Annotated in this window: 14 protein-coding genes; 6 read left to right on the forward strand and 8 right to left on the reverse strand. The window is 62.5% G+C overall.

Annotated features, from left to right (window positions below):
• Positions 1–2 precede the first annotated feature (2 nt).
• Positions 3–1,277 carry a uracil-xanthine permease family protein gene (locus JV241A_RS21085; RefSeq protein WP_115088743.1) on the forward strand — a complete coding sequence of 425 codons (1,275 nt, stop codon included), beginning with the start codon at positions 3–5 and terminating at the stop codon, positions 1,275–1,277.
• A 124-nt stretch (positions 1,278–1,401) separates the two neighbouring features.
• On the opposite strand, the gene hemH is transcribed toward JV241A_RS21085, so the two are convergent.
• Entirely contained in the window at positions 1,402–2,418 is a 1,017-nt protein-coding gene (gene hemH, locus JV241A_RS21090) for a ferrochelatase (RefSeq protein WP_134064304.1), read from the reverse strand.
• 13 nt (positions 2,419–2,431) lie between these two features.
• The gene (locus JV241A_RS21095; protein ID WP_115088745.1) at positions 2,432–3,337 is read right to left on the reverse strand and encodes a TIGR01777 family oxidoreductase; all 906 of its coding nucleotides are present in this window, start codon (positions 3,335–3,337) and stop codon (positions 2,432–2,434) included.
• Positions 3,338–3,523: 186 nt separating this feature from the next.
• On the opposite strand from JV241A_RS21095, the gene JV241A_RS21100 reads away from it, so the two are divergent.
• From JV241A_RS21100 to JV241A_RS21120, 5 genes are all read left to right on the forward strand, one after another.
• Complete coding sequence (locus tag JV241A_RS21100; RefSeq protein ID WP_115088746.1) at positions 3,524–4,510, forward strand: FAD-dependent oxidoreductase; 987 nt, start codon at positions 3,524–3,526, stop codon at positions 4,508–4,510.
• A gap of 154 nt (positions 4,511–4,664) precedes the next feature.
• On the forward strand, positions 4,665–5,633 hold the full coding sequence (locus JV241A_RS21105) for a DUF523 and DUF1722 domain-containing protein (protein ID WP_115088747.1): 969 nt from the start codon (positions 4,665–4,667) through the stop codon (positions 5,631–5,633).
• Positions 5,623–6,510: a MerR family transcriptional regulator gene (locus JV241A_RS21110; RefSeq protein ID WP_134064306.1), complete on the forward strand. Its 888-nt coding sequence runs from the start codon at positions 5,623–5,625 to the stop codon at positions 6,508–6,510. The genes JV241A_RS21105 and JV241A_RS21110 overlap by 11 nt, the downstream gene beginning before the upstream one ends.
• Before the next feature lie 28 nt (positions 6,511–6,538).
• Entirely contained in the window at positions 6,539–7,981 is a 1,443-nt protein-coding gene (phrB, locus tag JV241A_RS21115; protein ID WP_134064308.1) for a deoxyribodipyrimidine photo-lyase, read from the forward strand.
• A complete protein-coding gene (locus JV241A_RS21120; RefSeq protein WP_240047892.1) occupies positions 7,978–8,700 on the forward strand; it encodes an SDR family oxidoreductase in 723 nt (240 codons plus the stop codon). Before phrB ends, JV241A_RS21120 begins: the two co-directional genes overlap by 4 nt.
• Positions 8,701–8,721: 21 nt before the next feature.
• On the opposite strand, the gene JV241A_RS21125 is transcribed toward JV241A_RS21120, so the two are convergent.
• The 6 genes from JV241A_RS21125 to hemA all read right to left on the reverse strand — a co-directional run bounded on the left by JV241A_RS21125 (position 8,722) and on the right by hemA (position 14,085).
• Positions 8,722–9,240: an acyloxyacyl hydrolase gene (locus tag JV241A_RS21125; protein ID WP_115088750.1), complete on the reverse strand. Its 519-nt coding sequence runs from the start codon at positions 9,238–9,240 to the stop codon at positions 8,722–8,724.
• 115 nt (positions 9,241–9,355) lie between these two features.
• Positions 9,356–10,156: a glutamate racemase gene (gene murI, locus JV241A_RS21130; RefSeq protein ID WP_115088751.1), complete on the reverse strand. Its 801-nt coding sequence runs from the start codon at positions 10,154–10,156 to the stop codon at positions 9,356–9,358.
• Complete coding sequence (locus JV241A_RS21135; RefSeq protein ID WP_134064310.1) at positions 10,149–10,904, reverse strand: molybdopterin-synthase adenylyltransferase MoeB; 756 nt, start codon at positions 10,902–10,904, stop codon at positions 10,149–10,151. The genes murI and JV241A_RS21135 overlap by 8 nt, the downstream gene beginning before the upstream one ends.
• Positions 10,898–11,728, reverse strand: a complete 831-nt coding sequence (gene prmC, locus JV241A_RS21140) for a peptide chain release factor N(5)-glutamine methyltransferase (RefSeq protein ID WP_115088753.1) — start codon at positions 11,726–11,728, stop codon at positions 10,898–10,900. The genes JV241A_RS21135 and prmC overlap by 7 nt, the downstream gene beginning before the upstream one ends.
• The gene (gene prfA / locus JV241A_RS21145; RefSeq protein WP_115088754.1) at positions 11,729–12,811 is read right to left on the reverse strand and encodes a peptide chain release factor 1; all 1,083 of its coding nucleotides are present in this window, start codon (positions 12,809–12,811) and stop codon (positions 11,729–11,731) included.
• On the reverse strand, positions 12,808–14,085 hold the full coding sequence (hemA, locus tag JV241A_RS21150; RefSeq protein ID WP_115088755.1) for a glutamyl-tRNA reductase: 1,278 nt from the start codon (positions 14,083–14,085) through the stop codon (positions 12,808–12,810). Before hemA ends, prfA begins: the two co-directional genes overlap by 4 nt.
• Between the last annotated feature and the right edge of the window lie 31 nt (positions 14,086–14,116).

Here is a 14,116-nt window from a genome sequence, read left to right on the forward strand (position 1 = left end):
ACATGCAGGATGAGTTCAACGACCCGCTCTGGCGCCAGGTCGTCTCCGGCGCGCAGATGCTCTTCGTCGCCTTCGGCGCGCTGGTATTGATGCCACTGATTACGGGGCTGGACCCCAACGTCGCGCTGTTCACTGCGGGTCTGGGAACTCTGCTGTTTCAGGTGGTAACTGGCCGTCAGGTTCCGGTATTCCTGGCGTCCAGCTTCGCCTTCATTACCCCGATCATCCTCGCCAAAGGCCAGTTCGGCCTGGCCGAGACCATGGGCGGGGTAATGGCTGCAGGTTTCGTCTACACCTTCCTCGGCCTTGCCGTAAAAATCAAAGGCACCGGCTTTATCGACCGCCTGCTGCCACCGGTAGTGATCGGCCCGGTGATCATCTCGATCGGCCTGGCCATGGCACCGATTGCCGCCAACATGGCCATGGGCAAGGCGGGTGACGGCACCGAGCTGCTGCCGTACGGCACCGCCATGATGATCTCCATGCCGGCGCTGCTGACCACCCTGATCGTCGCGGTGTTCGGCAAGGGCATCTTCCGTCTGGTGCCGATCATCGCCGGTGTACTGATGGGCTTTGGCCTGTCGTTCTACTTCGGCGTGGTCGACACCGCCAAGATCGCCGCCGCGCCATGGCTGGCCCTGCCGCACTTCACCGCGCCAGCATTCAACTGGCAGGCGATCCTGTTCATCGTGCCGGTGGCCCTGGCACCTGCGATCGAGCACATCGGCGGCGTGATTGCGGTGGGCAGCGTGACTGGCCGCGATTACCTGAAGAAGCCTGGCCTGCACCGTACCCTGCTCGGTGACGGCATCGCCACCACCACCGCCGGCCTGTTCGGTGGGCCGCCCAACACTACCTACGCCGAAGTGACTGGCGCGGTGATGCTGACCAAGAACTACAACCCGAAGATCATGACCTGGGCGGCAATCTTTGCCATCACCCTGGCTTTCATCGGCAAGTTCGGCGCGCTGCTGCAAAGCATTCCGGTACCGGTAATGGGCGGCATCCTCTGCCTGCTGTTTGGCTCGATCGCCGCAGTGGGCATGAACACCATGATCCGTCACAAGATCGACCTCAGCGAGGCGCGCAACCTGGTGATCGTTTCGGTGACCCTGGTATTCGGTATCGGTGGCGTGCTGATCGGTAGCGGCACTGGCCCGGACGACTGGGGCCTGAAGGGCATCGCCCTGTGTGCCGTGGTGGCTATTGCCTTGAACCTGCTGCTGCCGGGTAACGACAGCTGGAAAAACAAGGCGCTGGACGATCAGTTGCCTTGATCTGATTGCCTGATGGGGCCGCTGCGCGGCCCATCGCTGGCAAAGCCAGCTCCCACAGAGTGCATGCATTGCCATTGCGGGAGCCGGCGTTGCCGGCGATGGGTCGCACAGCGGCCCCTTGCATTCAACCTGCTTGCAGACACATCCCCTTCAACGCCTGCACCCACTGTGGGTGATCATTCAGGCACGGCACCAGCACCAGCTCCTCGCCGCCCGCCTCGACAAACTGCTCGCGCCCACGATCACCGATTTCCTCCAGGGTCTCGATGCAATCGGCGACAAATGCCGGGCACATCACCAGCAGCTTTTTCACCCCTGACTTACCCAGCTCATCCAGGCGCGTTTCGGTATAGGGCTCGATCCACTTCGCCCGCCCCAGCCGTGACTGGAATGACACCGACCATTTGCCGTCGGCAATGCCCATCTTCTTCGCGAACGCCTGGGCGGTGCGCAGGCACTGGCCGCGGTAACAAACTGCAAGCATTTCGGGCGAAGCGTCTCGACAACAATCGGCATCCTGGAAGCAATGGTTGCCGGTCGGGTCGAGCTTTTTCAGATGCCGCTCGGGCAGGCCATGAAAGCTCAGCAGCAGGTGGTCGTAATCCTGCTGCAGATAAGGCTGCGCACTGGCGGCCAGGGCATCGATGTATTCAGGCTTGTCGTAGAACGGCTGCAGGATCGCCATCTCAATCGGCAGCTTCTGCTCGGCAATCACCTGCCTGGCCTGCTCGATGACCGTGGTCACGGTGCTGTCGGCAAACTGTGGATACAGCGGCGCCAGGGTGACCTTCTGCACGCCCTGGCTGGCCAGGCGTGCCAGTACTGTCGGCAACGAAGGCTCGCCATAGCGCATGGCGATTTCCACCGGGCCGTGGCTCCACTGCTCGCGCATGGCCGCCTGCAGGCGACGGGTCAGCACCACCAGTGGCGAGCCCTCGTCCCACCAGATCGAAGCATAGGCATGGGCCGACTGCTCCGGGCGCTTGATCAGAATCAGCGACACCAGCAACCGGCGCACCGGCCACGGCAGATCGATGACATAGGGGTCCATGAGAAACTGATTGAGGTACCGGCGCACGTCGGCGACAGAGGTGGAAGCCGGTGAACCCAGGTTGACCAGCAGCAAAGCGTGATCGGTCATGCAACGTCCTATTTCAGAGGCGGCTGGACAGTTCATCCAGGGCCGATTGCAGATCATTGAAGCGGAAGGTGAAACCGGCGGCCAGCAAACGTACCGGCCGCGCCCTTTGCCCCCCCAGCAGCAGGGTCGACAGCTCGCCCAGCCCGGCCTTGAGCACCAGCGCCGGCAGCGGCATGAACGCCGGGCGATGCATGGCCCGGCCCAGACGCCTGGCAAACTCGCGGTTGCGCACCGGCTCCGGGGCGCAGGCATTATAAGGACCGCTGGCATCCTTGTGCTGCAAGAGAAAATCAATCAGGGCGATCTGGTCGTGTATATGAATCCACGGCATCCACTGCCGACCATCGCCAATAGGCCCGCCCAGCCCCAGTTTGAACGGCAGGCGCAGGCGCGACAAAAAGCCGCCCTCGCTCGACAGCACCAAGCCGGTACGCACCAGTACCACACGAATACCCAGAGGCTGGGCAGCCATGGCGGTTTCTTCCCAGGCGATGCACAGCTGGCTGGCAAAATCCTCCTTGACCGGCTGCGAGGCTTCGGTGAGTTCACGCTCGCCACCATCGCCATACCAACCTACCGCCGAGCCCGAAATCAGCACTTGAGGGCGCTGCTGGCGCGCCTCCAGCCAGGCCAGCAATTGTTCGGTCAGGGTGATCCGACTGGCCCAGAGCAATGCCCGTCGACTGGAACTCCAGGGCCGATCGGCTATCGGTGCACCGGCCAGATTGATCACCGCATCCACGGTGTCGTCATCGGCCAACTCGTCAAGCCGGGCAATGCCGCGCACGCCAGCACCACATAACCTGCCCACCTGTTCAGGGCGACGACTCCAGACCGTCAGCCGATGCCCCTGGGCCAGCCAGTGCTGGCACAGGTGTTGGCCGATCAACCCGGTACCGCCGGTCAGCAATATATGCATGGCTGTGTCCTCACATGGCGCGCCAGTGGTCTATTTTTAACAACAAGGCACTTTTTTGACCGATCGCTCTCGGATAAACATAGGCCAACCTGTGGTAACGAGCGGAATCATCTTATACAGGATTCATGCATTGTACAGGTTTACCGGGCAGCGTAGTCTGCAACCATAAGGTTCGAAGAGGCCATCATGACTGTACCTATTGCCATCATCGGGGCCGGTATTGCCGGCCTTTCCGCGGCCCAGGCATTGCAGAAAGCCGGGCAGACCGTTCATTTGTTCGACAAGGGCCACGGCAGCGGGGGACGCATGGCCAGCAAGCGCAGCGATGCCGGCGCCCTCGACCTTGGCGCCCAGTATTTCACTGCCCGTGACCGGCGTTTTGTCGACCAGTTGCAACAATGGGTGGCCGCCGGCTGGGCGGCAGAATGGAAGCCGCAGCTGTATCACTACCAGGATGGTGTACTGAGCCCCTCCCCCGATGAACAGACGCGCTGGGTCGGCGTACCGCGCATGAGCGCCATCACCCGCGGCCTGCTCAAGGATGTCACGGTGAACTTCCGTTGCCGTATTGCCGAGGTCTATCGCGGCCAGAAGTACTGGCACCTGCAGGACACAGACGGCTGCAGCCACGGTCCGTTCAGCCGGGTGGTGGTCGCCGTGCCGGCACCCCAGGCTACCCAGCTGCTGAGCGCCGCCCCCAAGCTCGCCGCCACTGCGGCCGGCGTGCAGATGGACCCGACCTGGGCCATTGCCCTGGCCTTCGACACACCGCTCGACACCCCGATGCAGGGCTGCTTCGTACAAGACAGCGCCCTCGACTGGCTGGCGCGCAACCGCAGCAAACCCGGGCGCGATGAACATATGGACACCTGGGTACTGCATGCCACCGCAAGCTGGAGCAAACACCATATCGACCTGGCCAAGGAGGCCGTCATCGAGCAGCTGTGGGGCGACTTCGCCGAGCTGGTCGGCTGCGTGGTCCCGGCTCCGAATTTCTCCCTCGCCCATCGCTGGCTTTATGCCCGGCCGGCCAGCAACCACGAATGGGGTGCCCTGGCGGATGCCGACCTGGGCTTGTATGCCTGCGGCGACTGGTGTCTGTCTGGCCGCGTCGAGGGTGCCTGGTTGAGCGGCCAGGAAGCGGCCCGGCGTTTGCTGGAACACCTGGAATAGCTTATCGGGGCTGCTTCTGTTCAGCCCCGCTGCGCGTGTTTCGACATCCTGCACAAATGTTGTACAAGTAATTTGACTTGCACAGGTTTATCTCTATGATGAGATTTATCTGTACAGCTTTTTATTTTTGTACAATATTTTTCGGGATCTGTTCATGGACGCTCATGACCTGCCGCGCAAACCCCGCATCGCTGTCAGTGCCTGCCTGATCGGTCAGGAGGTGCGCTTCAACGGTGGTCACAAGGCTTCGCGACTGTGCAACGAGGTGCTCAGCGAACACTTCGAGTTCGTCCCGGTGTGCCCGGAAGTCGCCATTGGCTTGGGCGTGCCTCGCGCACCTATCCGTCTGATCGGCGATCCAGCCGACCCGCAGGCGGTGTGCAGTCGCGACCCGGGCCTGGATCTGTCCGGTCCGTTGCGCGCCTATGGTCAACAGATGGCCAAGGATCTTGGCGACATCTGCGGCTACATCTTCATGCACAAATCACCGTCCTGCGGCCTGGAACGGGTCAAGGTCTATCAGGCCAATGGCTACCCGGCAGCGGAAGGCGGCCGCGGGCTGTTCGCCGCCGCGTTCTGCGAACAGCATCCTGACCTGCCGGTGGAGGAAGACGGCAGGTTGTGCGATCCGGTACTGCGGGAGAACTTCATCACCCGCGTGTACGCCTACGCCGACTGGCAGCAACTGCTCACCGATGGCGTCAGCCGTGGCGCCCTGATCGCTTTTCATGCCCGCTACAAGTACCAGCTGATGGCCCACAACCCTCAACGGTACAAGACGCTGGGCAAACTGCTGGGCAGCATGACCCGTGACGATGACCCCGAAGTGCTTGCCCCGCACTATTTCAGCCAGCTGATGCAGGCCCTGCGCCGCTGCGCCAGCCGCGGCACCCACAGCAATGTGCTGCTGCACCTGAGCGGTTACCTGCGCGATGCCCTGAGCCGCGACGACAAGCAGGAAATCCAGCAACTGATCGCCCAGTACCATGCCGGCGTAGTACCGCTGGTGGTGCCTCTGACGCTGCTCAAGCATCACTTGCGCAACCACCCCGACCCCTACCTGGCGCAGCAGGTATACCTGCAACCGCACCCGGAAAACCTGAGCCTGCGCAATGCCATCTGATGCGCTGCTGCCGATCCGCGAGGTGACGCGCCTGACCGGCGTCAACCCGGTCACCCTGCGCGCTTGGGAACGCCGTTATGGCCTGATCGTGCCGCAACGCACCGGCAAGGGGCATCGCCTGTACAGCCAGGAAAACGTCCAGCGCATCCAGCAGATTCTCACCTGGCTCAACCGCGGTGCCGCGGTCAGCCAGGTCAGATCCTTGCTGGACGCCACCCCCAGTGCAGCGCAATCGCCTGCCGGCAGCGACTGGCAAGGCCTGCGCGAGCAACTGAAAGAGGCCATTGCCGCCCTCGCCGAGCGCCGCCTTGAGCAACACCTGAACCAGGCCATGGCCCTGTACCCGGCGGCAACGCTCTGCGAACACCTGTTGATGCCGCTGCTTGCCGATCTGGAACTGCGCTGGCAGGGCCAGTTTGCCGCAGGGCTTGAGCAAGTGTTCTTTCATTCCTGGCTGCGCAGCAAACTGGGCACGCGGATCTACCACAACAACCATCAGCTCGGCGGAGCCCCGTTGCTGCTGGTCAACGGCTCGGACCTGGCCTTCGACCCACGGCTCTGGCTGAGCGCCTGGCTGGCGAGCAATGCCGGGTTTCCGGTGCAGGTCTTCGACTGGCCGCCGCCCGGCAACGAGCTGAGCCTGGCTGTAGGCCATCTGCAGCCCTGGGCGTTGCTGCTGAGCGTCGACAAGTCGGTCGACATATCCCGATTGCAACGAAACCTGGCCAACGTCGAAATTCCGAAACTCCTGTGTGGCCGCGCAGTCAGCATTCATAAGCATGCCCTGCAGGCCTGGACGGACGAGACGCTGTTTGCCCTCGACTCTCCCCAGGCAGCGCTGCACTGCCTGCAACGACTCAGTGGACGCGCGCCATGAACACCACCGCCAATGGCAAAGGAACACCATGCAACTGATCTGGCTGCGCAGCGACCTGCGCGTACTCGACAACACCGCGCTGGCAGCGGCCTGCGAACACGGCCCGACCCTCGCGGTATGGCTGCTCAGCCCCGGGCAATGGCTGGACCATGACGATGCGCCGTGCAAGGTCGACTTCTGGTTGCGCAACCTGCAAAGCCTGCGCACAGCGCTGGCGCAGTTGAACATTCCCCTGCTGATCCGTCACGCCGACACCTGGCAACAGGTACCGCAAGCCTTGCTACGACTGTGCCGTGAACACCAGGTACAGGCTGTGCATTTCAACGAGGAATATGGCGTCAATGAAAGCGTCCGCGACCAGACGGTACAAGCCGCCCTCGGCCAGCAAGGCATTGCCGTACACGGCTATCTCGACCAACTGCTGTTCAAGCCCGGCAGCATCCTTACCCGCAGCGGCGGCTACTTCCAGGTCTTCAGCCAGTTCCGCAAGGTCTGTTACGAGCGCCTGCACCTGGGCTTGCCGCGCCTGGTCAACGAGCTGAAGGCGCAAGCGCCGACAGCTGTCGCCAGCGACCCGGTGCCCAGTGAAGTCGCCGGTTTCCAGCCGCCCCCACAATCCTTGCGCGACCTCTGGCCAGCCGGTGAGGATGAAGCGCAGCGACGCCTGCAACGCTTCATCGACGAACGCGCCGAGGATTACCAGGAGCAGCGCGACTTTCCCGCGGTCGCCGGCACCAGCCAATTGTCGGCCTATCTGGCTGCCGGGGTGATCTCGCCGCGCCAGTGCCTGCACGCCGCGCTAAGCCACAACTTTGGCGAGTTCGACAGTGGCAACCGGGGCCTGGTGACCTGGATCAACGAACTGCTCTGGAGGGAGTTCTACAAGCATATTCTGGTTGGCTACCCGCGGGTCTCGATGCACCGCGCCTTCCGCCCGGAAACCGAGGCCCTGCCCTGGCGCCACGCGCCGGATGAACTCAAGGCCTGGCAGCAAGGGCAGACCGGTATCCCGATCATCGATGCCGCCATGCGCCAATTGCACGCCACCGGCTGGATGCACAACCGCCTGCGCATGATCGTCGCCATGTTCCTGACCAAGAACCTGTTGATCGACTGGCGCGAAGGCGAACGCTTTTTCATGCGCCACCTGATCGACGGAGACCTGGCCGCCAACAACGGCGGCTGGCAGTGGAGCGCCTCGACCGGTACCGATGCCGCGCCGTACTTTCGTATCTTCAATCCGCTCAGCCAGTCGCAACGCTTCGATGCAGGTGGTAGCTTCATTCGGCAATGGCTACCGGAACTGGTGGATGTAGCTGAAAAAAATATCCACCATCCAGTGATTACTGACGATCTTTTTGCTTCTAACCTTTATCCACAGCCTATTGTGGACCTCAGTAGCAGTCGCCAACGTGCGTTGAATGCATTCAAGAATTTACCCACGCGGCAGGAAGAGAGGGCAGTAACGTGAGCGAACCCATCGCGCGTAAAGTGTGGGTCACCGGCGCCAGCAGCGGCCTGGGCCTGGCATTGGTGCAACAACTGCTTGAGCAGGGCTGGAAGGTCGCGGCCAGCGGCCGGGCATCACCTGAACTCACGGGCCTGTCGCAGCTCAACCCCGAGCAGCTGTTGTTGCTCGACGGCAATCTGGACGATGGCGTGCAAGCGGCGCAGGCCGGCCAGCAACTCCAGGCACACTGGGGCGCCCTCGATTGCCTGCTGGTGAATGCCGGCACCTGCGATTACCTGGACGCCAGCCTCTCGCCGACGGCAATTTTCGAAGCCATCGCCAGCAGCAACCTGAGCGCCTCGGTCCACTGCCTGAACGTTGCAGTGCCGCTACTGGAAAAAGGCCAGGCGCCACAAGTCCTGGCGGTGCTCAGCCGCTATTCCGCACTGCAACTCTACGAGCCAAGCCAGCCGGCAACACCGAGCAACAACCTGGCAGAAGTGTTTCGTGCCGAGCGGCAGAATCTGCAGAGTAAAGGCATCGACCTGACCCTTGTCGCGCCCCAGGCCTTGAAAGTGCCGCTGGTCGGGGTTCAGGTCATGCCCGAACAGTGGACCCCGGAAAGCGCCGCCGATGTGATCGTCCAGCGGCTCCCCGAACGAGCCCCGGAATTACTGCTCGAAGCCCTCAACCTCAACAGCCTCTGGCCATTGCCCGAGCGACCTTCAAGCCCTGTGTAAACCACAGGGCGGTACTTGAAGTCAGAGCGGCATACGGTAGTGCAATGCGTAACTTTCTACACCATCGTTGGGCGTTTGCAGCCCGGCGTTGGAGTAGTGAATGGCGCGCACACCAACTTCGTGGCCACCGGCAAAGCGCAGGCCGAAGCCGATACGGTCTTCGAACTGGAAGGAGGAGCCAAGTTTGTTGCTCTCAACTTCGGTACTGGAGAATGCGGCGACACCAATACCGGCTTCGATGTAGGGCTTGACTGACTCACCGGCGAACTCATAAACAAACACCGGCGCAAACGACAGGCTGTGGTTACTTGCCGTCTCGTCGCCATCCCAGTAGGTGTAGGCACCATCCCAATAGCCGGTAATACGGCCTACGCTGGTTTGCCACCAACTGGCATCCCAGTTCGATTGCAGGCCCAGCCGATAGGTCATGGTCGAGTCGCCGGTCTGCCCGATCGAGAACGAAACGTCCGCTGCTTGAGTTGTGAAAGATTGCCCCAGGGTAACGGCTGCAAGAGCAGCCAAGCAAAGCAGTTTCTTCATGAGAAACGTCCTATTTCCTAATGCTGTTGTTGGTTTTCTTGTCTCACCAGACAATAAATAGAAATCGGCAACGTTGCGTTAGTTCAGTCAATGTTGAGTGCTTTTCACACTTTTTTTACATTGCAAAGCTTCGCACACTGTCAGATTTATTCCACAACATTGGAAGGATCTTTCTCATATGTTCGGGGCTGGCGCTGGTCCAGAATTGCGCATCCCGAGCAGGTCCCGTGGCCAGCAGCTCGCGCTCGCCCAGAAGGCGCTGTAATTGCCGGGCAACCGCGGCGCCGGTATCGATGATCGCCACCGAGGCCGGGAGCATTTGCGCCAGCAAAGGCTTGAGGAAGGGGTAATGGGTGCAGCCCAGGATCAGGGTGTCGCAGCCGGCATCGAGCAAGGGTTTCACATAGCCTTGCAGCAGCTCGCGCACCACCGGGCTGTTCAAGTCGCCAGCCTCGATGCACTCCACCAGCCCCGGGCAAGGCTGGGTGACGACGCGAACGTCGTTGGCAAAGCGATCAAGCAAGGCGACGAATTTGGCGCTTTGCAGGGTGCCGGTGGTGGCCAGCACGCCAACGACACCGCTGCGGGTCGCGGCAGCGGCGGGTTTTACCGCCGGCTCCATACCCACTATCGGCCAGTGTGAATACTGTTCGCGCAAATCTGCCACCGCCGCCACTGTCGCGGTATTACAGGCCAGGACCATGGCCTTGGCGCCCTGTGCACGGAAGAACTCGGCAACCACACGGCAACGCTGGCGGATGAATTCCGGCGACTTCTCGCCATAGGGAATGTACCCGCAGTCGCCGACATACAGCAGCGACTCATTAGGCAGCAGGCGCTGGATCTCGGCCAGTACCGACAGGCCGCCGACCCCGGAATCGAAAACGCCGACCGGCGCCGCCGCAGCTTCAGTCATGATGCTCGCCACAGACACTGCAGCCTGGGTCACGCTTGACCCGCAGCTCACGGAATCGGCTACCGAAGGCATCGATCAACAACAGGCGCCCCACCAGCGGCTCACCGAAACCGGCCAGCAGCTTCAAGGCCTCGAGTGCTTGCAGGCTGCCGACCAGGCCGACCAGCGGGCCAAGCACACCGGCTTCGCTGCAGGTCAGCTCGGCTTCGCTGCCATGCCCGTACAGGCAGTGGTAGCAGGGGCTTTCCGGGCGGCGCGGGTCGAACACCGACAACTGCCCTTCCAGACGAATTGCCGCGCCGCTGACCAGCGGCTTGCCCTGGGCTACACAGGCGGCGTTGACCGCTTCGCGGGTGGCGAAGTTGTCCGAGCAATCCAGCACCAGGTCCACGACCTTGACTGCCTCGGCCAGGGAGTCTTCGTCCAGGGCACTGCGATGAGCCTGCAAGGTGATTTCAGGGTTTATTGCAGTGAGGCGTGCAAGCGCCGAGTCGACCTTGCTCAGGCCCACCGAAGCGGTGTCATGCAGTACCTGGCGCTGCAGGTTCGTGACGTCCACCATGTCGAAGTCAGCCAGGTGCAACTCGCCAACGCCAGCAGCCGCCAGGTACAGCGCCACGGGCGAACCGAGGCCGCCGAGGCCGACGATCAGCACCCGACTGTTTTTCAGGCGCAGCTGACCGTCGATATCTACCTGCGCCAGGAGGATCTGCCGGCTGTAGCGCAACAGTTCCTGATCGGTCAGCACGACAGCCGCCCCAGGGTGATGCGCTCGTGGGCGTTGAGGTCCAGGCGGCTTTCAATCTGTTCGAAGTCATGTTTGGCCAGCAGCTCGCGCACCGCGGCGGCCTGGTCGTAACCGTGCTCGAGCAGCAACCAGCCACCGGGCAGCAGGTGCTCCGGCGCCTGGCTGATGATGCTGCGCAGGTCATCCAGGCCGTCTTCGCCGGAGACCAGCGCGCTGCTTGGCTCAAAGCGCACGTCGCCGGCCACCAAGTGCGGGTCGGCGGCGGCAATGTACGGCGGGTTGCTGATGATCAGGTCGTAGCACTCGCCTGCCAGGGCATCGAACCAGTGACTGCTCCGCACCGTCACGTTGTTCAACTGCAAGCGCTGGCGGTTGCGCTCGGCCAGGGCCACGGCTTCGAGGACGCGGTCAACGGCGGTGACCTGCCACAGCGGACGTTCGCTGGCCAGGGCCAGAGCAATGGCGCCGGTGCCGGTACCAAGATCGAGCAGTTTGACGGCGCTTGCCGGCAACAACTGCAGGGCGGTTTCAACCAGCAGTTCGGTTTCCGGCCGTGGGATCAAGGTATGCGGGGCCACCTCCAGGTCGAGGTTCCAGAACCCCTGCTGACCGAGGATGTAGGCCACCGGCTCGCCGGCACGCCGACGTTGCAGGTAGTCGGCAAAGGTCAGTGCCGCTTCGCTGCTGACAATCCGCTCCGGCCAGGTGTGCAGGTAGCTGCGCGACTTGCCGATGGCCGCAGCCAACAGCAGTTCGATATCCAGACGCGCCGTCGGCGAATCCGGCAGCTCCGCACCGCGGAGCAAGCTGGCAATAATCGTCATTTACTCACCCAGTGCAGCCAGTTGGTCAGCCTGGTATTCGGCCAGCAACGGCTCGATAACCGCGTCGACCCCACCGGCCAGAACGTCATCCAGGGAATACAGGGTCAGGTTGATGCGGTGATCGGTCACCCGCCCCTGTGGATAGTTGTAGGTACGAATTCGTTCGGAACGGTCACCCGAGCCGACCAGCAGCTTGCGCTCGCTGGCCATGGCATTCTGCGCCGCGCTGGTCTGGATGTCGTTGAGCTTGGCCGACAGCCAGGACATCGCCCGGGCACGGTTCTTGTGCTGGGAGCGTTCTTCCTGGCACTCGACGACGATGCCGGTGGGCAAGTGGGTGATACGGATCGCCGAGTCGGTCTTGTTGATGTGCTGACCACCGGCACCGGAGGCGCGGTAGGTGTCGACACGCAAGTCCGCCGGGTTGATCTCGATCGCTACCTGCTCGTCAGGCTCGGGCAGCACCGCCACGGTGCAGGCCGAAGTGTGGATACGGCCCTGGGATTCGGTTTCCGGTACGCGCTGAACTCGATGAGCACCGGACTCGAACTTCAGCTTGCCGTAGACGCTGTCGCCTTCGACCCGGGCGATGATTTCCTTGTAACCGCCATGCTCGCCTTCGTTCTCCGAGAGAATCTCCAGGCGCCAGCCACGCTTTTCGGCGTAGCGCGAATACATGCGGAACAGGTCGCCGGAAAAGATCGCCGCTTCGTCACCGCCGGTCCCGGCACGGATCTCCAGAAACACGTTGCGCCCGTCGTTGGGGTCCTTGGGCAGCAACATGCGCTGCAGCTGGTTTTCCAGCAGCGCCAGTTGCTCCTTGGCTTCGCGCACTTCCTCAACGGCCATTTCGCGCAGGTCGGGGTCGCTGTCCTTGAGCAGCGCCTGGGCGCCGGCCAGGTCATCCTGGACCTTGCGCCACTGGGCGTAGGCAACGGCTACCGGCTCGACTTCAGCATATTCACGGGAATAGGCGCGAAAGCGAGTCTGGTCGGAAATGACCTCGGCATCGCCCAGCAGGGCGGTCAGTTCCTCGAAACGGTCCTGGAGCGTGTCCAGTTTATTCAGCAGCGACGCTTTCATTGCGGGGTTTTATCCGTCGAACCCTCGGAGAGGGCAAAGAGTTCCTGGGCCATGGCCAGCGCATCGAGGCGGCCTTCGGCAGAGAGCTTTTTCAGCTGCACGCTGGGCGCATGCAGCAATTTGTTGGTCAGGCCACGGGCCAGTTGCACCAGCACTTCGTCGGCGCTGGTACCGTTGGCCAGCAGGCGCTGGGCCTTTTGCAGTTCTTCGTCGCGCAGGCGTTCGCTCTGCTGACGATAAGCCTTGAGTACATCCACCGCAGCCAGCTCGCGCAGGCGCAGCATGAAATCTTCGGCGCCCACCGAAACCAGTTCTTCGGCGGCCTGGGCAGCGCCCTGGCGGCTCTTGAGGTTCTCGGCGACCACTTCATGCAGGTCGTCGACGGTATACAGGTAGACGTCGTCCAGCTCGCCAACCTGCGGCTCGATATCCCGCGGCACGGCAATGTCGACCATGAAGATCGGCTTGTGCCGGCGCTGCTTCAGCGCGCTTTCCACCGCGCCCTTGCCGAGGATCGGCAACTGGCTGGCGGTGGAGCTGATGACGATATCGCTGTTGACCAGCTCCTGGGGAATGTCGGCCAGCAATACCGCATGCGCACCGAATTGTTCGGCCAGGGTGCTGGCCCGCTCCAGGGTGCGGTTGGCCACGACGATGCGGCGCACCCCCTGCTCGTGCAGGTGGCGGGCGACCAGGGTAATGGTTTCACCGGCGCCGATCAGCAGCGCCTGGCTACGACCCAGGTCACTGAAGATCTGCTTGGCCAGGCTCACCGCGGCAAAGGCTACCGACACCGGGTTTTCGCCGATGGCTGTGTCGGTGCGTACCTGCTTGGCGGCACTGAAGGTGGCCTGGAAAAGCCGCCCGAGCAATGGGCCGATGGTCCCGGCTTCGCGGGCCACGGCATAGGCCGACTTCATCTGCCCGAGGATCTGCGGCTCGCCGAGCACCAGCGAGTCAAGCCCGGAGGCCACCCGCATCATGTGCCGCACGGCATCGTGATCTTCATGGATGTAGGCGCTGGCGCGCAGTTCATCCAGGCTCAGTTGATGATATTCGGCCAGCCAGCGCAGGATACTCTCTGCGCCCAGGTGGTCCTGCTCTATATAAAGCTCGCTGCGGTTGCAGGTCGAAAGGATCGCGGCTTCGCGGCTGGCGGTCAGTCGGCAGAGCTGCTGCAAGGCGTCCACCAACTGCTCAGGGGTAAACGCCACGCGCTCGCGTACGTCTACCGAGGCAGTCTTATGGTTGATACCGAGGGCAAGAAAGGCCATGCAAGGTCGCTGATTGTGACGAGAAGCCGAT

The organism is Pseudomonas sp. JV241A (assembly GCF_900275665.1).
GTDB classification, from domain to species: Bacteria; Pseudomonadota; Gammaproteobacteria; order Pseudomonadales; family Pseudomonadaceae; genus Aquipseudomonas; species Aquipseudomonas wadenswilerensis.

What these genes read in the sequence shown, in the direction of transcription:
- JV241A_RS21085 (WP_115088743.1), top strand. Translation starts at nt 3, where the DNA reads ATGCAGGATGAGTTCAACGACCCGCTCTGGCGCCAGGTCGTCTCCGGC.
- JV241A_RS21125 (WP_115088750.1), bottom strand. Translation starts at nt 9,240, where the DNA reads ATGAAGAAACTGCTTTGCTTGGCTGCTCTTGCAGCCGTTACCCTGGGG.
- JV241A_RS21110 (WP_134064306.1), top strand. Translation starts at nt 5,623, where the DNA reads ATGCCATCTGATGCGCTGCTGCCGATCCGCGAGGTGACGCGCCTGACC.
- prfA (WP_115088754.1), bottom strand. Translation starts at nt 12,811, where the DNA reads ATGAAAGCGTCGCTGCTGAATAAACTGGACACGCTCCAGGACCGTTTC.
- phrB (WP_134064308.1), top strand. Translation starts at nt 6,539, where the DNA reads ATGCAACTGATCTGGCTGCGCAGCGACCTGCGCGTACTCGACAACACC.
- hemH (WP_134064304.1), bottom strand. Translation starts at nt 2,418, where the DNA reads ATGACCGATCACGCTTTGCTGCTGGTCAACCTGGGTTCACCGGCTTCC.
- JV241A_RS21100 (WP_115088746.1), top strand. Translation starts at nt 3,524, where the DNA reads ATGACTGTACCTATTGCCATCATCGGGGCCGGTATTGCCGGCCTTTCC.
- JV241A_RS21095 (WP_115088745.1), bottom strand. Translation starts at nt 3,337, where the DNA reads ATGCATATATTGCTGACCGGCGGTACCGGGTTGATCGGCCAACACCTG.
- JV241A_RS21105 (WP_115088747.1), top strand. Translation starts at nt 4,665, where the DNA reads ATGGACGCTCATGACCTGCCGCGCAAACCCCGCATCGCTGTCAGTGCC.
- hemA (WP_115088755.1), bottom strand. Translation starts at nt 14,085, where the DNA reads ATGGCCTTTCTTGCCCTCGGTATCAACCATAAGACTGCCTCGGTAGAC.
- murI (WP_115088751.1), bottom strand. Translation starts at nt 10,156, where the DNA reads ATGACTGAAGCTGCGGCGGCGCCGGTCGGCGTTTTCGATTCCGGGGTC.
- prmC (WP_115088753.1), bottom strand. Translation starts at nt 11,728, where the DNA reads ATGACGATTATTGCCAGCTTGCTCCGCGGTGCGGAGCTGCCGGATTCG.